This is a genomic window from Streptococcus suis, from assembly GCF_019856455.1.
Classification (GTDB): Bacteria; Bacillota; Bacilli; order Lactobacillales; family Streptococcaceae; genus Streptococcus; species Streptococcus suis_AE.
Window position 1 is genome coordinate 2533094 of the sequence record NZ_CP082205.1, and the last position, 21384, is coordinate 2554477.

The following is a 21384-nucleotide window of genomic DNA, read 5'->3' on the forward strand; positions in this document are numbered from 1 at the left end:
CTTATTTCTGTCCAAATTCACCCAGTGATTTTGGATAGAAATAGGGATTCCTCATCGCTCTGCGATGATAAAACTTAATGGTCAAAAGTGTACATGAAAACAAGCGCTAACTTCAAGCTATTCTTCCTGTCATCATCCCCCAAATAAAACCAGACAATTCTCGTGCAATAGCTGTTTTAGCAACATTTTGTTTCTTATTTTTTCCTAGAACAAGTGTGCGATAACGTCTTCTTAAGCGTTCATTAGCCTTATCCGCATAAGCAATCACCTCCACTCGGTTTCCACTTTGTCTCCTTTTCAATTCTTTGGATTTATACCCAATCGTCCCCTTAGCCAATGATTGTGCAGCTTCTATCAGAAGTCGTCTCACATGGCTATTCCCAGCTTTGGTGATAGCACCTCTTCTCTCCTTGTCGCCGCTAGAATTTTCGCTAGGAGTTAGCCCAAGATAAGAAGCAAAATGTTGAGCTGTCGCAAAGCGATTAAAATCACCGATTTCTGTCACAATGGAAAGAGCAGTTAGTGTTTTAATGCCAATAAAGCAAGAAAGCCGTGAGACCTTCTCTTGGTAACTGTCGCTTTGACCCAGTTGCTCAATTCGTGCATCATACCGTTCTATTTGATCTACTAATTTCTCATAGGTCAATAGATATTCTGTCAAAATCTCTGCGTAAAGTCCATCAGGATTTAGGGAACGGAGCCAGCGGACATGTTTCTGTGTCCAATTACTGCTTCCCTCGGTATAGCGAAAATCATGTCGGAGACAGAAGGCAAGAATTTGTTGTTTGATTTTCTTCAGAGCCACTTTGTGGTCTGTTCTCATGCGGATATATTCTTTGACTTGTTCATCCTCAACAGTAGGAATATGAACAGGCCGATAGCTACGAAAGGCCAGAGCTTTTGCGAGCTGAGCTGCATCTTTTTTATCAGTCTTAACACGCTTAGATCCTTCCTTCATCACCGTTGTAGGCGCCATCACGATACAGGGAATCCCGTGAGCTTGTAGCTGGTGATATAGGGTAAATCCAAGACATCCGGCTTCGTAGCCACATAACACTTCTGCATCTTGACCATATAAACGACGAAGCTCATTCACATAGTTCACAATATAGCTAACATTTGGACCAACTTTAGTGCTATGTTTGAATTGATTCGCCATCATATCATAATAGCAGAGTGAAAAACTTTCTTTGTGAACATCCATTCCGATGAAAAGTGTGGTAAAATGAAACATATAAGACCTCCAATTGAGTGTGGTAATTCCTGTTAGAAGTTGATTGTTTTTTTATTCTAGTGTACAGGTAAATCCACGAATTCTCAACTGGGGGTCTTTACATATTGTCTATAATGAAAAGCAACCACACTCACATTAGAAAGACTCATATGGAATAAATCCAGAGTCAGGGAAGTGACTCTGGATTCCTGAGCCTAGAAATAAAAAAGCGAAGATCATACCACAGAACTAATCGGAATCAAAGACAAAAACATCAAAATTCTCTTTGTTTTGAAACATCAGACCCATCTAGAAATCAGGGCAAAGCTAGATTACGACAGCCCTAGTTGTCCTCATTGCCAAGGAAAGTGTATCAAGTACGACTTTCAAAAGCCGTCAAAGATTCCGATTTTGGATTGTCAGGGCTTTCCGACCCTCCTCGTGCTTAAGAAACGGCGGTTTCAATGCAAATCTTGCCAAAAAGTGACTGTAGCTGAGACAGCTCTAGTCAAGAAAAACTGTCAGATTTCCCTACCTATTTGGGAGAAAGTGACACAACTCCATACAGAAAACATGACCAATATAGCCATCGCTAGGAGATTATATATCTCCGTATCGGTCGTCCAGAGGAAACTGGCTCAGTTTCAATTTGAGCATGATTTTACGAAATTACCAAAAGTCTTGAGCTGGGATGAATTTAGTCGGAACAAGGGAAAACTCGCCTTTATTGCTCAGAATTTTGAGACGAGATCGATTGTGACCATTCTTGACAACAACCGCCAAACCACCATCAAGAACTATTTCTACAAGTATCCTAGGGCAGTCAGAGAAACTGTCGAGGTCGTAACAGTGGACATGTCGGGTAGCTATATTCCCATCATCAAAAAACTATTTCCAAGAGCTAAAATTGTCCTTGATAGATTTCACATTATCCAACACCTGAGCCGTGCTATGATGACGACTAGAATTGATATTATGAAGACTTTCGATACGCGTTCCCTACCTTATCGATCCATGAAAAATCACTGGCGTATTCTCCAAAAAGATAGTCGAAAACTGTCTCGAAATCGCTTCTTTTCTCGCACTTTTGGGCAAACGGTAACACCGAGAGAGGTTGTCCAGAAGACATTGAATTTCTCTGAGGAACTGAAATTCTATTACGAACTCTATCAGATCCTACTCTTCCATTTCCAAGAGATGAACTCGAAATATTTCTTCGAGCTTCTAGAAGATAATCTGGATTTTGTCAATCCTGCCTTTAAAACTGTTTTTAAAACTTTTCTAAAGTATAAAACGTACATCACGAACGCCATGGAGCTTCCATATTCCAACGCTAAGCTGGAAGCGACCAATAAACTCATCAAAGACATCAAGAGGCAAGCGTTCGGCTTTAGGAACTTTACGAACTTTAAAACCAAGATATATATTGCTTTGAACATCAAAAATGAGAGAACGAATTTCGTCCTCTCTAGGTGTTAGCTTTTCGTCTACCCACTACAGTTGACAATGAGCCAAAAAAGTCTAGCATCGTGCTAGACCTCTTCTAATTTATCTTAGTACCAACCATTTACCAACCAGAAAGCCTTGGCTGCAGACCATGAACCATAGCGACTAGCAACATAAGCATCTGCTACACGCTCTTGGTTTTCTGGTGAGTAGTCACCATTCAAGTAAGTATTTGTCAACTGGTAACGACCAATGTAGATACCGTTACGGGCATCATAGCTACCGCTTGATTCCTTCATTGCAATCCATTCTTTTGCTGCTGCATCTTCAGCACTCAAGTTTGAAGAATAGGTGCTAGTTGTTGCTGTTGCAGTAGAAGTTGATGTTGATTGAGTTTGTTCAACTGAACTCTCTACTGCCTTCACTGTCACATCTCCCAATTCGATAACTTGACCGACATGGATAAAATCTAAGTTGGTAATCTTATTCTGCTCTGCTAATTTTTCAACAGTAGTATTGTGTGTTTCAGCAATTTCAGACAGGGTATCACCAGACTTTACAGTATAGGTTTCTGCACTGACTACACCCGCAGTCAAAAGGGAGATTCCCGCTACCAAACCAGCAATAGTTGTTTTTAAGTTTTTCTTTAATGTAATGTTCATAATAGTCACATTCCTTTCTGTCATGTGTCTATCATACCCTCTAACTATTACTTAGACTTTGTGAAATTGTTACAAATATTACAGACAAATTGAGATTAGACGATAAAAACGCTATTTCTAGCGTTTTTTACTCATTTTTTCAATATAAATAAGAGTCCAGCTAAAGCTAACATAACTAAAATTGCTAACGTATCTGCTAACTTCCATTCCAAAATCCGATACTTTGTTCTCCCATCGCCGCCTTGATACCCACGCGCCTCCATCGCCGTTGCAAGAGCATCTGCCCTCTTAAAACTTGATGCGAATAACGGAATCAAAATAGGAATAACTGATTTTACCTTCTGAATAAGATTTCCCTCATTAAAGTCCACTCCACGAGCTCTCTGAGCATTCATAATCCGAGTGGTATCATCCATCAAGGTCGGTACAAAACGCAAGCTCATGGATAACATCAAACCAATTTCATGCACAGGAACCCTAAATCGCTTCAAAGGTGCAAGCCCCGACTCAATACCATCAGCCAAGCTAAGGGGTGTCGTCGTCAAGGTCAATAGGGTTGAGAAGAAAATAATCAAAACAAAGCGAACAAAAATAATCGCCGCCTGTTGCAACCCTTCTACAGATAATTTAAAAATCCAAAATTCCCATAGAATGGTCGCTCCAGGTGTAAAGAAAACCTGGAAGAAAGTTGTAAATAGAATAATTCCTATCATCGGTTTCAAACCATTAATAAAAAATGATAAGCGAATACGAGATAAAACAACCATTCCTAAAACAAATGCTATCAACAAGGCATTGGTGACCAAATTATTGGCCCAAAAAATCATCAATAGAAATCCAAACATTGCTAAAAGCTTACTTCTTGGATCCAAGCGATGAATAATTGAATCCCCAGGAATATAGCGACCTAAAATTAATTTATCCATGTGTCACCATCCCCGTAAATTCTTCAATTGTAATAGGAAGACGTTCAAATACAAAACCTCTTCTCTCCAAATTAGCTGCAAACTTAGTAATCTTAGGCACTCCCAACTGAATACTCTCTAAAAAATCTACCTCTTGAAAAATATCGATTGGTTTTCCAGAACGGACCAGCTTTCCCTTTTCCATAATGTAAACAAAATCAGCATAGTTAGCCACATCGTCCATCAAATGAGTTACCAAAACGATTGTCATGCCTGATTCATGAAGCTTTTTGAAAATATCCATCAATTCCTGACGACCCGCAGGATCCAATCCAGCCGTTGGTTCATCCAAAACTAAGATACTTGGTTCCATTGCCAGAATCCCAGCAATAGCTACCCGACGCATTTGACCACCAGATAGTTCAAAAGGACTACGCTCAAACAAGCTTTCATCAATTCCAACCAAGGCCAACTTTTCACGCGCAATCGTTTCAGCCTCTTCCTGAGAAACTCCGAAATTTTGTGGACCAAAAGCAACATCTTTTAAGACCGTTTCATCAAACACTTGACTTTCAGGAAATTGGAACACCAACCCCACTTTCTTCCTGACTTGCTTAATATCCTTATTTTCAGACGTCGCTGTAATCACAACATCATCAATGACTACTCTTCCTTCTGTTGGTACATTTAATCCATTCAAAAGTTGTAAAATCGTTGATTTGCCCGAACCCGTATGCCCAATAAGAGCCGTGTAAGAGCCATCAACAATCTCCAAATCCACACCAAAAAGCGCACGCCCCTCAAAAGGAGTGCCAGCTTGATAGGTATAGCTTACTTCTTGGAGATCAATTCCCATAAAGTTTCCTCTAATTCTTCCTCTGTAAAATAGCGGAGCGGTAAATCAAGTCCAGTCTGGCGCAAAGATGAAGCCAGTTCTGTCGTAAACGGTCTATCCAAGTCTAAATCTACCAAATCTTCTCGCATAAATAATTCATTTGGAGTGCTAATTGATTCAACCTGTCCATTTTTCATCACGATAACTCGGTCACTCAATGCAACCTCATCCAAATCATGTGTTATAGAGATAACCGTCATACCATGACGCTCCTTAATTTCACGGACAATCTTAATCAAGTCGAGACGACCTTCTGGATCCAACATAGACGTAGCCTCATCCAAAATAATAATTTTTGGACGCAAGGCAACCACTCCAGCAATCGCCACCCTCTGCTTCTGACCACCAGATAAACGAGCAGGCTCACGAGTTTTAAAATCAGCCATTCCAACCAATTCCAAGGCCTCATTTACTCGACTTCGCATCTCCTCCAAAGGGATTCCCTGGTTCTCTAAACCAAATGCAACATCATCTTCAACTGTAGCACCCACAAATTGATTATCTGGATTTTGAAAAACCATGCCAATCAAGCGTCGCTTATCCCATACATTATCAATGGTTAAGGCATCACCATCGATATAAATATCTCCGGATTCAGCTTCCAGTAGTCCATCAATCAATCGAACGGTTGTCGATTTCCCGGAACCATTATGACCAATAATAGATAGCCACTCTCCCTGTTTCACGTGAAACGAAACATCATTTAGAGTATATTGCTCATCCTCTTGGTTGTATTTATATTTTAAATTTTTTACTTCAATAATATTCATCATTTAAATGTATCTTTAAACAAGAAGGACGCACCCTTGAAATAATCATAACCTGAATATAGGGTGAAGAAAAGTGCAATATAGAGTGTTATTTGCCCCACGATGTTCCAGTGTAAGAGCAGGAAAATCACTGCAAACATCTGTGAAAATGTTTTGATTTTTCCTGGCATAGCCGCAGCTAGAACTGTTCCTCCATTTTCCACCAAGAGTAGACGAAGACCTGTCACTGCCAATTCACGACAAATAATAATTGCAACTACCCAAGCTGGAGCAAAGCCAAGCTCTACAAGCATGATAAATGCTGTCATCACCAAAATCTTATCTGCCATCGGATCCGCAAATTTTCCAAAGTTCGTTACAACCTGCCATTTACGAGCCAAGTAGCCGTCTAGATAATCCGTAATACTTGCCAAAGCAAAGATTAGTGCTGCTAAGACATGACTAATTGTTGAATTCCAAACGGTCAGTAACAAGATAAAAATTGGAATTACCAAGATCCTACCTATCGTCAATGCATTGGGAATATTTTCTTTTTTCATATAAAACCTTTATTGTTCAAAATTTATTGTAATTGAGCCTGTATCTGCTGTCAAGGCTGATAGATCTAGCTTTTTGCCACCTACAGTTACCTCTACTCCTTTGACAACACCAAGAACAAGTGTAGTAGAAGTCACTCCTTCTTCAATAGTAGTAGTTACTGTTGGATTATCAGGTGTTAGTGTAACGCCCCCCTCTAACAAGGTGTCAGAAAGGCTGATCCAACTCGTTGTATTTTTTGCTGTTACAGTTACTTCTACTGGATAAGTCACTGTTTTAAGGGTCGCAACAATGTTAGAACCTGATCCTGAAATAGTCACATTTTCTGTAGCGGAACTACTTGAACTCGTTGAATTTGACTGCACCTGCTCAGTAGAACTCGTCTCTGTGCCACTACTTGCTTCAGATACAGATTGCTCAACTATACTATATGATGTTGTAGTAGGCGTAATAGATGCTCTATTTTGGAGCCTGCTATGAACAATATAAGTCACAAAAATAATAATCAAACCCGTCGCAAGTAATAAGTAAATCAACGGAAGATAAGAGTTCTTTTTACGTTTACGAACCTTATAGCTTCTTTTCAATTCTGAAGAGCGTAGTTCTTCTTCTCCATCTTCATAATATTTCACTAAACCATTGGTCTCGTAAGCATCCAGTAGAACATCTGCATCTAATTCCAAAGCCTCAGCATATGCTTTTAAAATAGACTGAACATCATCTGAGTTTGCAATAAAATCAAAATCATTGTACTCAAGTGCCTGCAAATATTTAGCTTGGATTTTTGTTATCCGTTGCAAGTCAACAAATGTCCAACCCCGTCCTTCTCTGGCTGTTCTAAGTACTTCCCCTATACTCTTTTGTCTCATAATACTCTCTCTCTATCGCTCATCATGTACAGTATACTATTCTAACAAAATTCCAAGGAAATTTCGACGGGTTGCGCCCACTTATTTTGGAAAAATCGTGAAATCTGTCATATCACAGTGATCAATAAAGCGACGACCTGCCTCTCTGATGTCATCTAACTGAAGACTTTGTATCATTTGAGGTATATCAAAAACATTTTCATATTCTGAATACTGAGAAACAAAGTGACTAGCTGTAAACTCAAGAGAATTTAAGCTACGAATAAAATCTCCATACATCTCGTTTTTCAACAATTGTAAATGATCCTCTGTCACATCTGCATCATCCTCAAATTTCCTAAGTGCTTTCATCAGGATACTAGAAAGCGTAATAGGTTCTTGAGTATCTCCCGAGATAATCAAATAGTGGTATTCAGGTGTAACCTCTAATTGGAACTGGAAAGAAGAATCAATTTTTCCCTGCTCGTATAACTGTTGATATCGTTTTGAAGTCCAACCAAACAACATGGCAAATAAAAATTGTAAACTGATCCGATATTTCTGAATAGTCTCCTTATCAACCTCGTCATTTCCCCGTAAACCAACGGCCAATTTTGGGGTAGATACTTCAAATTGCTCTGAGAGATGTTCCTGTATCGGCAACTTTTGGACACCTGCCAATTCAAACGACTGAGCTGGATTATCCATCTGAGCTACTTGATAACTTGAAATTTGTTTCCAAACTGCCTCTAAATCAAAATTACCAATAACGAATAAATTCATGTTACTTGGATGATAGAACACTTCAAAATTCTCATGTAAATCATCCGCAGTAATTGCAGCAATTGATTCAACTGTCCCTGCTATATCATAGGCCAAAGGACTTTCTGGATAAAGCGATGATAGAATTCCCGTAAACAAGCGATAATCTGCATCATCTTGATACATCTCGATTTCTTGTTCAATAATCCCCTGTTCTCTTTCTACATTGTCTTCTGTAAAATACGGTTCTCGAACAAAAGATTGTAAAAGTGATAGAGACTCCAATACTTTCTGAGTCGTTGAAAATAAGTAACTAGTCTGTCTAAAACTGGTATAAGCATTTGCGCTTGCTCCCAATTTAGCAAACTCATTCATAATATCCTCTTCATTCTCAGTTTCAAACAGCTTATGTTCTAAAAAATGTGCAATCCCTGCAGGATAAACAACACTATTACCATTAGCCAATGTAAATCGAGTATGAATACCCCCAAAATTTGTCGTTAGAATTCCATACGTCTCATGGAAATCTACTTTAGGAAGTAAAATAACTGTCAACCCATTGTCAACTTTCCCATAAAAGACAGATTCTTTCATGTAAGGATACTTCTTCTCAACTAACTTCATTCTTCTGTCCCCTCCATAAAGTAAACAGCCTGTAAATTAATCATCTGTCCTACTCGAATGACATCGTCTATTGATACCGATTTGATAGCCTCAATCCAATCTAACCAACTTAAATTTCTATTTCCTAAGGTAACTTGATTATATACTTGTTCTATCAAATTATTCTGCCTATCTTGAGCCAAGGTTGCTGAATGAATCAACATGTTTTTTGTCAACTCTAATTCTTCTTCTGTAAACTTACCACATTTTAAATCAAGTAGTTGTTTACTAATTAACTTCATTACCCTGAGTCTATTTTCACGGCTAATTCCAGCATAGACCTTCAGCATTCCTGAAAAAATAGAGACCTGACTGCCAATTGTATAAGCCAAACTTTCTTTCTCACGAACATTCATAAATAACTTCGAATGGGAAAAAGCACCCAGTAGACCATTAAATACCATCAAAGCCGGATAGTTTACATCGTTGTAAATCACTTGTAAATGATATGCCAATTCCAAAATGGACTGCCTTGCCTGTTTACGCTCGATTTTTTCTTGCGTGATATTTGAATATTCCTGATGATATTCTAACTCTAATTTGGGATTTCTATAAGTAAAACCAAAATCTTCAAGTTTTCTTTTGACTTGTTCTCTGTCAACCTTCCCTAAGACAAATATATCAATTTTATCCATACGCAACATATTCCGATAAATCTGAAAGGTTGATTCTGCTGTTTCTTTTTCAACCAAATCAAGCCTACCGACGCGTGGAATTTGAAGAGAGGGATCTTTATAAAAAAGCTTACTCATTTCAACATCTGCATGATAAAAATTATCTTCTATCTCTGACTGAAGAAAATTGATTAAATTCGTTTTTTCAACCTCAAAAATCTGGCTATCAAATCCTCGCCCCTTTTTCAGTGGTCTAAATATACATGTGTATAAAAAATCAAGAATCTCTACTGTAATATCCTCATTTTCTGGCAAGTGACGAGGACTGACATATGAAATTGTCACATCTATACAGTGCACCCTACCACGTTTCGAAACTGAGGTCGAGAACTGAGCACCATACAATTCTGCCAATCTTCTCCGAACAGCCTGAGCAGTCTGAAATTCTTGGTTACCCATTTCAAAAATATTTGCAACTAACACACGACCAGCAACTGTAGCCTCACTCATTTCAGCTGCAAAGCGAATACGTATACGATTTGTCGTAAACTGATCTGTATCAATAAAATGAAGATCTACTCCCTCTTGTAATTTCATCGTCTTCCTCTTTCAAACATTGTACCTTCCATTATACCATTTTGTGATATAATATTCTGTAACGAGGTGACTTATGGAATTTAAATTATTTGATGACTACATCACATTACAAGCATTACTAAAAATGACTGGTATTCTCCATTCAGGAGGTGCCATTAAAGGTTTCTTAGAAGAAAATACCATTCTTTTCAATGGAGAGGATGAAAAAAGACGCGGTAAAAAAATCCGTGTCGGAGATGTTATCACACTCCCAGACCACAACACCAGCATCACAATCGTCGCTCCTAGTGCAGAGGAAATCAAACAGCACCAAGAGGATCAAGCTGAAAAAGAACGTGTGGCTGCAATCGTTAAAAAGTTAAATCAAGAAAATAAAAAGAATAAGAAACAGGTAAAAACTCCTAAAAAAGCAACTAAAAATACTGAAAGAAAACCTGTTCGTTTCCCTGGTATGTAGACATGTGGCTAGAACGATTAGAGTTACAACATTTTCGCAATTACAACCAATTAGATATTGAGTTCCACAAAGGGCTCAATGTCTTTTTAGGCGAAAACGCCCAAGGAAAAACCAATATTCTAGAATCTATCTATGTTTTAGCCTTAACACGAAGTCATCGAACACGGACAGATAAGGACCTACTACAGTTTCAAGAAAAGGAATTATCTATTTCTGGTTTACTCCATCGCACAAGCGGTAAAGTTCCCCTTGACATTCACTTGACAGACAAGGGGCGAGTGACCAAGGTCAACCATCTCAAACAAGCCAAGCTTTCCAACTATATCGGCCACATGAATGTTGTTCTCTTCGCCCCTGAAGATTTACAGCTGATAAAAGGTGCGCCTGCTTTGAGAAGAAAGTTCATCGATGTCGAGCTAGGGCAAATCAAACCACTCTATCTCTCTGACCTATCGAATTATAACCACGTTTTAAAACAAAGAAATACTTACCTCAAATCTACAGATAAGATTGATGAGAACTTCCTATCCGTGTTAGATCAGCAACTTGCTGAATATGGTAGTCGTGTTATCCAACATCGTATTGACTTTCTAAAGAAATTAGAGGAATTTGGAAATAGAAAAGTTCAAGAAATATCTGGCAATCGGGAAGAATTGACAATCGAATACAAAACCTCAATCGAATTGACAGATGATGTCAATTTAATTGACAAATTCTTGACAGAATTGGAAAGGTGTCGCAAACGTGATTTATTTAAGAAAAATACAGGAGTTGGACCACATCGAGATGATGTAGCTTTCTTTATAAATGGAATGAATGCCCATTATGGTAGCCAAGGTCAGCACCGCAGTCTCGTTCTGTCACTCAAACTGGCTGAAATTGAGCTGATGAAGGAGGTCACACGAGAATACCCAATTCTACTCTTAGATGATGTTATGAGTGAGCTGGATAATAATCGTCAAATCAAACTACTAGAAACTATTACAGATACGATTCAAACATTTATTACAACGACATCTTTAGACCATTTACATAAGCTACCTGATAATTTAAAAATCTTCCATATTGAGTCTGGTAAGGTTACTGAGTCAGAATAAGATTGTTTACACTGTTGTCAATAAAGTTTACAAAAAAGTAAAGACCCTGTCAAGAGCAATGTCATTAAGTTAACTAACCTATCACATTTTGTGGTGGGTTAGTTTTTATGTTACACTAAAAATAAAAGGGGAAAAGTCATGCTAGATCAGATTAAAGCTCATTTACTTGATAGTATTAACGACATCGTTTCTAGTGCCAATCAGTTTGTGCTTCATCCTGAAAAAGATTTTAGTCGGCAAAGTCAGCTAACTATGAAAACCATGATTCAAGCCATACTGACCATGGGAGGCAATACCTTATCTAAAGAGTTACTTGACTTACATTTACCAGTTACCCAATCTGCCTTTGTTCAACGACGGTATCAGATTAAACACCAAGCTTTTAAAACACTTTTTAGGGATATTACTTCTAAAATTCCAATCTCTGATAATCTCCCTATCCTGGCTGTTGATGGCAGTGATGTGATTCTACCAAGAAATCGTTTTGATAAAACGACCTCTTTTCAAACTGGACCACATCACACTCCTTACAATCTTATTCATATCAATGCTCTCTACAATCTTGAACAAGAGATATATCATGATTTACGGATCCAAGATAATCGAGAGGTTGATGAACGTGCAGCTTTTATTGACATGATGAAGAACTCTTCTTTCAAACAAGCTCTGGTAATAATGGATAGGGGGTATGAATCCTACAATGTCATGGCTCACTGCCAAGAAAGAAATTGGTCCTATATTATTCGTATTCGTGACGGGAATCATTCTATGAAATCAGGATTTAACCTCCCTGACACCCCTTGTTTTGATGAAAAATTTGACCTAAACATCTGTCGGAAACAGACCAATGAGATGAAGCAACAGTATCAAAATTTTCCTAATCACTATCGCTGTTTACCTAATCACACATCCTTTGACTTTCTACCAAGCTCTAGCCGAAAAAGCGACCCAGTTCAGTTTTACGAACTTCATTTTCGAATGGTGCGTCTCGAAATCAAGCCAGGTTTCTTTGAAACTTTGGTGACAAACACCGATTATTCTCCAGAAAAATTAAAAGATCTCTATGCCTACAGATGGGGCATAGAGACTAGTTTTCGTGACCTAAAATATAGTATCGGTCTAACTCATTTTCATGCAAAAAAGAAGGAAGGGATTCTCCAAGAAATCTACGCTCGCTTTATCAATTTTAATGTTTGTAAATGGCTAACCTCACACGTTGCTATTAAAACATCAAAGTTAAAACAGACTTATAAAATTTGTTTTTCAGACGCTGTTTATGCCTGTCGAAAATTTCTTAGAGAAGAACTTACTTCCTTCCAATTGGAAACCTACATTGCCAAACATTTATCCATCATCCGACCCAATCGAACGTTCCAAAGAAAGATAAAAAGCAAGGCACCTGTAAGCTTCACTTATAGAGTAACATAATAGTTGAAAAATTGGGTTAAAAAACATCCTTTTTGTGCGCCCTAAATACAAAAACTATTCCCGTTTGGTCATCAATTGCTCGGACGGGAATAGTTCCTTTAATTGTTTAAATGCTTAACTTAATGACATTGCCTGTCAAGAGGGTCTTGTTTTTGTTTTACTGAACTGAATAGTTTGGAGCTTCGTTTGTGATTTGAACATCGTGTGGATGGCTTTCTTTCAAACCAGCACCTGACATTTCGATGAATTGAGCATTTTCATGCAATTCAGTCAAGTTACCAGCACCTACATAGCCCATACCTGAGCGAAGTCCACCAACCATTTGGAAAATCATATCTGCAACTGAACCTTTATAGGCTACACGACCTTCAATTCCTTCTGGAACCAACTTGTTAGCTTCATTGACAGATGCTTGGAAGTAACGGTCTTTTGAACCTTGTTTCATGGCAGCGATAGAGCCCATACCGCGATAGGTCTTGAACTTACGACCTTGGAAGATTTCTGTCTCACCTGGTGCCTCATCAGTTCCTGCAAACATAGAACCAAGCATAACGGCATGACCACCAGCTGCAAGAGCCTTGACAATGTCACCTGAATACTTGATACCACCATCAGCGATAATCGTTTTACCATATTCACGCGCAACACCAACGGCATCATAGATAGCTGTCACTTGTGGTACACCGACACCTGCGATGACACGTGTTGTACAGATTGAACCTGGTCCAATACCGACCTTCACAACATCAACACCAGCTTCATAAAGAGCACGAGCTCCTTCAGCTGTGGCAATATTACCTGCAATCAAGGTACGAGTTGGGAAGTGTTCACGAATTTCTTTAATCTTGCGAAGAACGCCTGCTGAGTGACCGTGAGCTGTATCGATGACAATCGCGTCTGCACCCGCTTCAAAAAGGGCTTCTGCACGTTCAAAAGTATCAGATGTAACACCAACAGCACCCGCAACCAAGAGACGACCAAATTCATCCTTCGCAGCATTTGGGAACTCAATCACTTTCTCAATATCTTTGATGGTAATCAAGCCTGACAAACGACCATTTTCATCAACCAATGGCAATTTTTCAATACGATGCTTGTGAAGAATAGCCTCCGCAGTCGCAAGATCTGTTCCAACTGGCGCTGTCACCAATTCATCGCTTGTCATGTTGGTCGAAATTGGCTGTGAATAGTCAGAAATGAAACGCATATCACGGTTGGTAATAATGCCGACCAACTTACGATTTTCCAATGTTTCAACGATTGGCACACCGGAAATACGATAAGTAGCCATCAATTTCTCAGCTTCAGCAATGGTGTGCTCTGGTGTTAAGAAGAATGGATCAATAATGACACCATTTTCAGAACGTTTTACCTTACGCACCTCATCAGCCTGCTCCGCGATAGACATGTTCTTATGGATGACGCCCAAACCACCTGCACGCGCCATAGCAATGGCCATTTTGCTATCCGTTACTGTATCCATGGCAGCAGAAATAATCGGAAGATTAAGGGTCAAATTTGGTGCTAATTGTGTTTTTAAATCAATATCATGTGGTAATACATGACTTTCAGCCGGAATAAGTAATACATCGTCGAAAGTAAAGCCTTTTTTCAAAAATTTAGTGTCCCAGTTTGACATTTTCTTCCTCTTTTCTTATTTAATATGTAGCATGATTGCTATTTGTATTTTATTTATGATAACATTTTGAAATCATTTGTCAATCATTATTCGCTTTAATATCATCATTCCTAAAAATTGCTAAATTCCCAAAGTAAGTTCTAGTCTGTCTTAAAAACTGGAAATTAGACTGAGACAAAGAAATAAGGTAGAACTTACTATGGGACAAGTTGGTAACTGACAATGAAAAACAAACACTTAACTCTCTCTGATCGCAACGATATTCAAATAGGAATTGAACAACTTAAGCCCTTCTTATACTGTTCAAAAAACAAAAACTAACGTATAATAGATTTATGAAACTTACTATCGAACAAACAAACGAATTAAAAACTTATTTGAAAGATAAAACCTATTCCCCATTTCATAGACGACTTCAAGTAATCCTGTTCAGAGCAGAAGGGCTTAGTTATAAGGAAATCACTAACCTTATCGGCTATTCAAAGTATACAATCTGGTCCTTACAAGGCAAGTATGAGCTTGGTGGGATTTCAGCTCTAGTAAGAGAAACGCGAGGTGGACGGAACCGTCAATATTTAACCCTTCAAGAAGAGGAAGCATTTCTAAAAGAACAGTTAACAGCTTCACTAAATGGCGAATTTGTGACCATAAACTCTCTCTACGAAACTTATCAGAAACGGGTTGGACACCCTACGACCAAGGAAGGATTCTATGCCCTTCTGAAACGCCATGGTTGGCGCAAAGTGACGCCAAGACCAGAACACCCTAAAAAAGCAGACGCCGAAACGATTCTAGCGTCTAAAAATAAAATCTTCATTCACGAAAATAGGAAAGCGCTTCAAGAATAGTCGTCGCTATCATAAAGTCAGACTAATGTATCAAGATGAGGCGGGTTTCGGTCGGATTAGTAAAATTGGAAAGGCCTGGGCACCAAAAGGGGTGAGACCGCATGTACATAGCCACTATATTCGTGAGTATCGCTATTGCTATGGTGCTATTGATGCCCATACAGGAGAGTCCTTCTTCATTATCGCTGGGGGTTGCAATACAGATTGGATGAATGTTTTTCTCAAACAACTATCTGAAGCTTATCCTGACGATTATATTTTATTAGTGATGGACAATGCCGTTTGGCATAAATCAAGTACCTTAGAGAAACCACATAATATTGGTTTTGAGTTTATTCCTCCCTATACTCCTGAAATGAATCCAATTGAACAAGTTTGGGCTGAGATTCGAAAGAGAGGGTTTAAGAATAAAGCTTTTAAAACACTAGATGATGTGATAAACAAGCTTCAAGAAGTGATACGAGAGTTAGATTGGTCTATTTTAAAACCAATTGTTAGTAGACGATGGTTAAAAAACACTTGATTGGTTTGTTTTTGATTTTTGTTGAGTATTAGCTATAGCAGCTAAGTTAGGTAAAGATCCTTCTACAATCTCAAAAGAAGTTCGGAGAAATCGAGTGGCTAAAGAAAATTCTGTGACATCCAATTGTGATTCTTGCCCTTTACTCAAAAAGGCTCCCTACGTTTGTAATGCCTGTCCGAAAAAGAGAAGCAACTGCGGATACCAGAAACAGTTCTACTACGCAAAAAGAGCTCAGCTTGATTATGAAACTAAGCTCTCAGACTCGAGAACGGGTGTTGCACTAAACAAGGAAGAATTCTATCGCATGGATGAGATTGTTTCTGCTGCCATCCAAAAGGGCCAACACCTCAACCACATCATCGCCTCAAACGAACTTTCGGCATCCAGAGCTTCTATCTACAGATACCTTGAAAAAGGCTATCTGTCCACAAAGCCCATTGATTTCCCCCGTGTCGTGAAATTCAGAAAGCGGAGAACCAGAAACCTACAACCCATTCCTAAAACTGCCAAAGATGGACGGTCTTACGAGGACTTCCAACGCTTTCTCATAGAGAAAGGAATCAGCTATTGGCTGGAAATGGACACCGTTACTGGACGGATCGGTGGAAAGGTACTTCTCACCTTTAACCTCTCCTTCTGTAACTTTATCTTCGCTCGATTACTTGATAATAAAACAGCTAATGAGGTCGCTAAACATCTCTACGCTATCAAGAATGACCTGCATCAGAAAGAGATGGACTTCTGCGAACTATTCCCTGTCATTCTGACCGATAATGGCGGTGAATTCGCTAGAGTGGACGATATCGAAATGGATGTTCGTGGAGAATCTAAGCTATTCTTCTGTGACCCAAATCGTTCTGACCAGAAAGGGAGAATTGAGAAGAATCACACACTTATCAGAGATATTCTTCCTAAAGGAAGTTCGTTTGATAACTTGACACAGGAGGACATCAACCTGGTTTGTTCGCATGTCAACAGCGTCAGACGAGCTTCTTTCAACGGAAAATCCGCCTATGAACTCTTTACATTTACCTACGGTGAGGAATTGGCAACACTTTTGGGAATCTCTAAAATTGACCCTGAGAACGTCATCCAATCACCTCGATTATTGGATAAATAATCGTTAGTTTTTATCAAAAAATAATTTCAAAATAGAAAGGAACTTGTCCCATCCAAAATTCCAGATAGCTAGAACTTACTTTGAGACGTCTCAGAGCCAGTAACTTTAGTGTACTCTTTTTTTCAACATTTTCAACCCTAAAACTCACTATTATCAACATTTTTAGTCAAAAACAGAACTTAGTCTGAGACTAAATTCTGTTGATGTTATGCAGTTTTCTCAAAGTAACTTCTGGAAGGACGGGAACTAGAACTTACTTTGAGAATTTACCATTCCTAAAAATTCAGAAAATTCTATTCAGTTTTATATATAAAATTCGAATGTTTGTTTTTTGCTACGTCGTAAAACAAATGAAAAAAGCAACATTTTCTCAACATTGCTCTTTCATTGTTAGCCTTATTTAAAATAGTTAATTCCCATAGCAGATTTCACTTGGTCAAGAGTTGTCGCAGCAACTTGGCGAGCTTTTTGGCTACCTGCTTCCAACATTGCATAGACCTGTCCCATATCCTGTGCAAACTCCAGACGGCGTTCACGGATTGGTCCTAATTCTCTCTCTAAAATGTCCAGCAAATAACGTTTGGTCTTCACATCGCCCAAACCACCACGTTGATAGTGCTCCTTCATAGCCTCAATCTCAGCCTTATCTTCTTCGCGCCCAAAGACGTCAAGATAGTGGAAAACCATGTTTCCTTCAATCTTACCTGGGTCTTCAACACGGATGTGGTTGGGATCAGTGTACATGGACATGACTTTCTTCTTGAGCGTATCCATGTCATCTGCCAGATAAATACCATTTCCAAGGGACTTGGACATTTTAGCGTTGCCGTCTAGACCTGGTAGGCGACCAGCTGCTTCATTTTCAGGATAAATGCCCTCCGGCTCTACCAAAATATCAGTCTGGTAAGCATGGTTAAAGCTACGAACGATTTCACGAGTCTGTTCAATCATCGGTTTCTGGTCATTTCCTACTGGAACAAAGTTTGCCTTGAAGGCTGTAATATCCGCCGCTTGTGACACAGGATAGACCAAGAAACCAGTTGGAATTCCTTCGCCAAATCCCTTCTGAGCAATCTCGGTTTTTACAGTCGGATTGCGTTCCAAACGAGCCACCGATACCAAGTTCATGTAGTACATGGTCAACTCTGCCAATTCAGGAATTTGACTCTGGATGAAAATCGTTGTCTTAGCTGGATCAAGTCCAGCCGCTAGATAATCTAGTGCTACGTTTCCAACGGATTCAACAATCTTTTGCGGTTCCTTTGCATGATCTGTCAACGCTTGTTGGTCTGCTAAAAAGACAAAAAGTTCATGTTGACCTGCATCCTGTAATAAAACACGGTTTTTCAACGAACCAACATAATGTCCAATATGTAATTTGCCTGTTGGACGGTCTCCTGTTAGGATAATCGGTTTACTCATAAAATGTTCTCCTTTTACATAATAAAAGCCCACGCACAGAAAACTGTGCGAGGGCGTCAAGGACACGGTGCCACCTCACTTATAAGCATTAAATAAGCTTACATCTTTTTGCACATAAGGCCTGCTAGCCGAATCCTTATTTATTCAGATTCTATTCACTCAGTCCATTCATAAGCGACTCTTGTTTGTTTACACCAACCACAAACTCTCTAAAAATTATCCACTTACTACTCTTCTGATTGATTCCTATTATAACCGCAAAAAATTAGAAAGTCAAGCTGACAAATCCTTGACGATACTGTCTAAATTAGGGATAATAGAAATTGCTTTTATAACACTAACCAAGGAGAATATATGAAAGAACGTATAAAGGACTTTATCTCTGTCACACTCGGATCAATTGTCATGGCCATTGGATTTAACAGTTTTTTTCTAGAGAATAGTATCGTATCTGGTGGTGTCGGAGGTTTAGCAATCGCACTCAATGCTCTTCTGGGGTGGAGTCCGTCTGATTTTGTCCTCTACTGTAACATCCCTTTATTAATCATCTGTTGGTTTTTCTTAGGAAAATCTGTATTTATCAAAACTGTCTATGGTGCTATCATTTATCCTCTTTGCATCAAGTTGACAGCAGTTTTACCCAACTTGACAGATAATCCTTTACTTGCTGCTATTTTTGGGGGGATTATCCTTGGTTTTGGGCTTGGACTTGTCTTCCTTGGAAATTCTTCTACTGGTGGTACAGGTATCCTTATTCAATTTATTCACAAGTACACCCCTTTATCATTAGGTCTGACAATGGCTATTATTGATGGTATTATCGTTGGTCTTGGATTTGTTGCCTTCGATACTGATACTGTTATGTACTCGATTATTGCCCTAATGACCATTACTTATATTGTCAACCGCATGATGTCTGGTACCCAATCTTCTCGAAATGTCATGATCATTTCTCAAAAATCAGAAGAAATTAAAGACTATATTACTAAAGTTGCTGATCGCGGTGTAACAGAACTTCCAATTATCGGTGGCTTCACAGGGGTTGACAAGCGCATGTTGATGACTACCATCTCTATTCCAGAAATGCAGAAACTGGAGACAGCGGTATTAGAAATTGATGAAACTGCCTTTATAGTTGTTATGCCTGCGAGTCAGGTGCGTGGACGTGGCTTCAGTCTTCAAAAAGACCATAAACATTATGATGAAGATATTTTGATTCCAATGTAATTCATTGAAAATTCAAGTTCTTTCTAGTACAATAAAACTAATAGACAGAAATAGAGGAGAAACTATGCTTACAGTATCAGACGTGTCGCTTCGCTTTAGCGACCGTAAATTATTTGACGATGTCAATATCAAATTTACAGCAGGAAATACCTACGGTTTGATTGGTGCAAACGGGGCCGGTAAATCTACATTTTTGAAAATTCTTGCTGGTGACATCGAGCCATCAACAGGTCATATTTCACTTGGACCAGACGAACGCCTTTCTGTGTTACGTCAGAACCATTTCGACTATGAAGATGAGCGCGTGATTGACGTTGTTATCATGGGGAATGAACAACTTTACAGCATCATGAAAGAAAAAGATGCTATTTACATGAAAGAAGATTTTTCTGATGAAGATGGTGTTCGTGCTGCTGAATTAGAAGGTGAGTTTGCTGAACTTGGTGGCTGGGAAGCTGAAAGTGAAGCGTCACAATTGCTCCAAAACCTCAATATCTCAGAAGACCTGCACTACCAAAACATGAGCGAATTGACCAACGGTGAGAAGGTTAAGGTCCTCTTGGCTAAGGCCCTCTTTGGTAAGCCTGATGTTCTTCTTTTGGACGAGCCAACCAACGGTCTGGACATCCAATCTATCAACTGGCTCGAAGATTTCTTGATTGATTTCGAAAATACGGTTATCGTCGTGTCCCACGACCGCCACTTCTTGAACAAGGTATGTACCCACATGGCCGACCTTGACTTCGGTAAAATCAAGATTTTCGTTGGTAACTATGACTTCTGGAAACAATCCAGTGAACTAGCAGCTAAACTACAAGCTGACCGTAATGCCAAAGCAGAAGAAAAAATCAAGGAATTACAAGAATTCGTTGCCCGTTTCTCTGCTAATGCTTCTAAGTCTAAGCAAGCTACTTCACGTAAGAAAATGTTGGACAAAATCGAGTTGGAGGAAATTATTCCTTCTAGCCGTAAGTACCCATTTATCAATTTCAAATCAGAACGTGAAATCGGTAATGACCTCCTAACAGTTGAAAACTTAAAAGTTGTCATCGATGGTGAAACGATTCTTGACAATATCAGCTTTATCCTGCGTCCAGGTGACAAGACTGCTCTTATTGGTCAAAACGACATCCAAACAACTGCTCTCATTCGTGCTCTTATGGGCGATATTGAATATGAAGGTACTGTCAAGTGGGGTGTCACTACTAGTCAATCCTACTTACCAAAAGACACTACTCGTGATTTTGATACAAACGAATCTATCCTTGATTGGCTCCGTCAATTTGCCAGCAAGGAAGAAGATGACAATACCTTCTTGCGCGGTTTCTTGGGACGTATGCTCTTCTCGGGTGATGAGGTTAACAAGCCTGTAAACGTCTTGTCAGGGGGCGAAAAAGTGCGCGTGATGTTGTCAAAACTCATGCTCCTCAAGTCAAATGTCTTGGTCTTAGATGATCCAACCAACCACTTGGACTTGGAGTCAATTTCCAGTCTGAACGATGGTCTAAAAGCCTTCAAAGAGTCCATCATCTTTGCTAGCCATGACCATGAATTTATTCAAACTTTAGCAAACCACATTATTGTTATCTCTAAAAATGGTGTGATTGACCGCATTGACGAAACCTACGATGAATTCTTGGAAAATGCTGAAGTACAAGCGAAAGTACAAGAACTTTGGAAAGCATAATAAAAAGGCGATTTATTCGCCTTT

17 protein-coding genes, 3 pseudogenes and 1 other annotated feature are annotated in these 21384 nt (G+C 39.1%); of the genes and pseudogenes, 9 read left to right on the top strand and 11 right to left on the bottom strand.

What is annotated here, in order from left to right; all coding sequences use genetic code 11:
- Nucleotides 1-112 precede the first annotated feature (112 nt).
- Nucleotides 113-1234 (bottom strand): IS110 family transposase, encoded by a 1122-nt coding sequence (locus K6969_RS12185; RefSeq protein ID WP_015445098.1) that lies wholly within the window; start codon nt 1232-1234, stop codon nt 113-115.
- 231 nt (nt 1235-1465) lie between these two features.
- Here K6969_RS12185 and K6969_RS12190 point away from each other — a divergent pair, with 231 nt between their 5' ends.
- Nucleotides 1466-2692: an ISL3 family transposase gene (locus K6969_RS12190; protein ID WP_321537512.1), complete on the top strand. Its 1227-nt coding sequence runs from the start codon at nt 1466-1468 to the stop codon at nt 2690-2692.
- A gap of 74 nt (nt 2693-2766) precedes the next feature.
- Here K6969_RS12190 and K6969_RS12195 read toward each other — a convergent pair whose 3' ends face one another.
- The 8 genes from K6969_RS12195 to yfmF form a co-directional block, all read right to left on the bottom strand.
- Nucleotides 2767-3321 carry a LysM peptidoglycan-binding domain-containing protein gene (locus tag K6969_RS12195; protein ID WP_029174207.1) on the bottom strand — a complete coding sequence of 185 codons (555 nt, stop codon included), beginning with the start codon at nt 3319-3321 and terminating at the stop codon, nt 2767-2769.
- Nucleotides 3322-3452: 131 nt separating this feature from the next.
- Nucleotides 3453-4247, bottom strand: a complete 795-nt coding sequence (locus tag K6969_RS12200) for an energy-coupling factor transporter transmembrane component T family protein (RefSeq protein WP_024379550.1) — start codon at nt 4245-4247, stop codon at nt 3453-3455.
- Nucleotides 4240-5082: an energy-coupling factor transporter ATPase gene (locus K6969_RS12205; RefSeq protein WP_024379549.1), complete on the bottom strand. Its 843-nt coding sequence runs from the start codon at nt 5080-5082 to the stop codon at nt 4240-4242. The genes K6969_RS12200 and K6969_RS12205 overlap by 8 nt, the downstream gene beginning before the upstream one ends.
- On the bottom strand, nt 5058-5894 hold the full coding sequence (locus K6969_RS12210) for an energy-coupling factor ABC transporter ATP-binding protein (protein ID WP_024418400.1): 837 nt from the start codon (nt 5892-5894) through the stop codon (nt 5058-5060). The genes K6969_RS12205 and K6969_RS12210 overlap by 25 nt, the downstream gene beginning before the upstream one ends.
- Nucleotides 5891-6430 (bottom strand): CDP-diacylglycerol--glycerol-3-phosphate 3-phosphatidyltransferase, encoded by a 540-nt coding sequence (pgsA, locus tag K6969_RS12215; protein ID WP_024379547.1) that lies wholly within the window; start codon nt 6428-6430, stop codon nt 5891-5893. Before pgsA ends, K6969_RS12210 begins: the two co-directional genes overlap by 4 nt.
- Nucleotides 6431-6439: 9 nt before the next feature.
- Nucleotides 6440-7297, bottom strand: coding sequence for a cytoskeleton protein RodZ (rodZ, locus tag K6969_RS12220; protein ID WP_053863641.1), 858 nt, complete (start codon nt 7295-7297; stop codon nt 6440-6442).
- An 81-nt stretch (nt 7298-7378) separates the two neighbouring features.
- A complete protein-coding gene (yfmH, locus tag K6969_RS12225; protein ID WP_029174211.1) occupies nt 7379-8662 on the bottom strand; it encodes an EF-P 5-aminopentanol modification-associated protein YfmH in 1284 nt (427 codons plus the stop codon).
- Nucleotides 8659-9912 carry an EF-P 5-aminopentanol modification-associated protein YfmF gene (gene yfmF / locus K6969_RS12230; protein WP_029179667.1) on the bottom strand — a complete coding sequence of 418 codons (1254 nt, stop codon included), beginning with the start codon at nt 9910-9912 and terminating at the stop codon, nt 8659-8661. The genes yfmH and yfmF overlap by 4 nt, the downstream gene beginning before the upstream one ends.
- Before the next feature lie 73 nt (nt 9913-9985).
- Between yfmF and yaaA the strand changes: the two genes are divergently transcribed.
- The 3 genes from yaaA to K6969_RS12245 all read left to right on the top strand — a co-directional run bounded on the left by yaaA (nt 9986) and on the right by K6969_RS12245 (nt 12894).
- The gene (gene yaaA / locus K6969_RS12235; protein WP_024375815.1) at nt 9986-10369 is read left to right on the top strand and encodes a S4 domain-containing protein YaaA; all 384 of its coding nucleotides are present in this window, start codon (nt 9986-9988) and stop codon (nt 10367-10369) included.
- Between the two features lie 2 nt (nt 10370-10371).
- The gene (recF, locus tag K6969_RS12240) at nt 10372-11466 is read left to right on the top strand and encodes a DNA replication/repair protein RecF (protein ID WP_044687286.1); all 1095 of its coding nucleotides are present in this window, start codon (nt 10372-10374) and stop codon (nt 11464-11466) included.
- Between the two features lie 138 nt (nt 11467-11604).
- The gene (locus K6969_RS12245; RefSeq protein ID WP_321537425.1) at nt 11605-12894 is read left to right on the top strand and encodes an IS4 family transposase; all 1290 of its coding nucleotides are present in this window, start codon (nt 11605-11607) and stop codon (nt 12892-12894) included.
- Nucleotides 12895-13051: 157 nt separating this feature from the next.
- On the opposite strand, the gene guaB is transcribed toward K6969_RS12245, so the two are convergent.
- Nucleotides 13052-14533: an IMP dehydrogenase gene (guaB, locus tag K6969_RS12250; RefSeq protein WP_171943258.1), complete on the bottom strand. Its 1482-nt coding sequence runs from the start codon at nt 14531-14533 to the stop codon at nt 13052-13054.
- Between the two features lie 222 nt (nt 14534-14755).
- Between guaB and K6969_RS12420 the strand changes: the two are divergent.
- From K6969_RS12420 to K6969_RS12260, 3 pseudogenes are all read left to right on the top strand, one after another.
- Nucleotides 14756-14827 (top strand): annotated as a pseudogene (locus tag K6969_RS12420) (helix-turn-helix domain-containing protein); the annotation flags it as partial.
- 218 nt (nt 14828-15045) lie between these two features.
- Nucleotides 15046-15904, top strand: a pseudogene (locus tag K6969_RS12255) (IS630 family transposase); the annotation flags it as partial.
- Between the two features lie 31 nt (nt 15905-15935).
- A pseudogene (locus K6969_RS12260) lies at nt 15936-17024 on the top strand (IS30 family transposase); the annotation flags it as partial.
- A 396-nt stretch (nt 17025-17420) separates the two neighbouring features.
- Here K6969_RS12260 and trpS read toward each other — a convergent pair.
- Nucleotides 17421-18446 (bottom strand): tryptophan--tRNA ligase, encoded by a 1026-nt coding sequence (trpS, locus tag K6969_RS12265; RefSeq protein WP_029173857.1) that lies wholly within the window; start codon nt 18444-18446, stop codon nt 17421-17423.
- 46 nt (nt 18447-18492) lie between these two features.
- Nucleotides 18493-18699 (bottom strand) — a binding site (T-box leader).
- Nucleotides 18700-18800: 101 nt separating this feature from the next.
- On the opposite strand from trpS, the gene K6969_RS12270 reads away from it, so the two are divergent.
- Together K6969_RS12270 and K6969_RS12275 are read left to right on the top strand one after the other, a co-directional pair.
- Nucleotides 18801-19673 carry a YitT family protein gene (locus K6969_RS12270; protein ID WP_029173856.1) on the top strand — a complete coding sequence of 291 codons (873 nt, stop codon included), beginning with the start codon at nt 18801-18803 and terminating at the stop codon, nt 19671-19673.
- Nucleotides 19674-19737: 64 nt separating this feature from the next.
- On the top strand, nt 19738-21360 hold the full coding sequence (locus tag K6969_RS12275) for an ABC-F family ATP-binding cassette domain-containing protein (protein ID WP_029173855.1): 1623 nt from the start codon (nt 19738-19740) through the stop codon (nt 21358-21360).
- Nucleotides 21361-21384 lie beyond the last annotated feature (24 nt).

What these genes read in the sequence shown, in the direction of transcription:
- K6969_RS12275 (WP_029173855.1), top strand. Translation starts at nt 19,738, where the DNA reads ATGCTTACAGTATCAGACGTGTCGCTTCGCTTTAGCGACCGTAAATTA.
- K6969_RS12210 (WP_024418400.1), bottom strand. Translation starts at nt 5,894, where the DNA reads ATGATGAATATTATTGAAGTAAAAAATTTAAAATATAAATACAACCAA.
- K6969_RS12205 (WP_024379549.1), bottom strand. Translation starts at nt 5,082, where the DNA reads ATGGGAATTGATCTCCAAGAAGTAAGCTATACCTATCAAGCTGGCACT.
- K6969_RS12270 (WP_029173856.1), top strand. Translation starts at nt 18,801, where the DNA reads ATGAAAGAACGTATAAAGGACTTTATCTCTGTCACACTCGGATCAATT.
- K6969_RS12185 (WP_015445098.1), bottom strand. Translation starts at nt 1,234, where the DNA reads ATGTTTCATTTTACCACACTTTTCATCGGAATGGATGTTCACAAAGAA.
- yfmF (WP_029179667.1), bottom strand. Translation starts at nt 9,912, where the DNA reads ATGAAATTACAAGAGGGAGTAGATCTTCATTTTATTGATACAGATCAG.
- trpS (WP_029173857.1), bottom strand. Translation starts at nt 18,446, where the DNA reads ATGAGTAAACCGATTATCCTAACAGGAGACCGTCCAACAGGCAAATTA.
- yfmH (WP_029174211.1), bottom strand. Translation starts at nt 8,662, where the DNA reads ATGAAGTTAGTTGAGAAGAAGTATCCTTACATGAAAGAATCTGTCTTT.
- K6969_RS12245 (WP_321537425.1), top strand. Translation starts at nt 11,605, where the DNA reads ATGCTAGATCAGATTAAAGCTCATTTACTTGATAGTATTAACGACATC.
- pgsA (WP_024379547.1), bottom strand. Translation starts at nt 6,430, where the DNA reads ATGAAAAAAGAAAATATTCCCAATGCATTGACGATAGGTAGGATCTTG.
- yaaA (WP_024375815.1), top strand. Translation starts at nt 9,986, where the DNA reads ATGGAATTTAAATTATTTGATGACTACATCACATTACAAGCATTACTA.
- K6969_RS12200 (WP_024379550.1), bottom strand. Translation starts at nt 4,247, where the DNA reads ATGGATAAATTAATTTTAGGTCGCTATATTCCTGGGGATTCAATTATT.
- K6969_RS12195 (WP_029174207.1), bottom strand. Translation starts at nt 3,321, where the DNA reads ATGAACATTACATTAAAGAAAAACTTAAAAACAACTATTGCTGGTTTG.
- rodZ (WP_053863641.1), bottom strand. Translation starts at nt 7,297, where the DNA reads ATGAGACAAAAGAGTATAGGGGAAGTACTTAGAACAGCCAGAGAAGGA.
- guaB (WP_171943258.1), bottom strand. Translation starts at nt 14,533, where the DNA reads ATGTCAAACTGGGACACTAAATTTTTGAAAAAAGGCTTTACTTTCGAC.
- recF (WP_044687286.1), top strand. Translation starts at nt 10,372, where the DNA reads ATGTGGCTAGAACGATTAGAGTTACAACATTTTCGCAATTACAACCAA.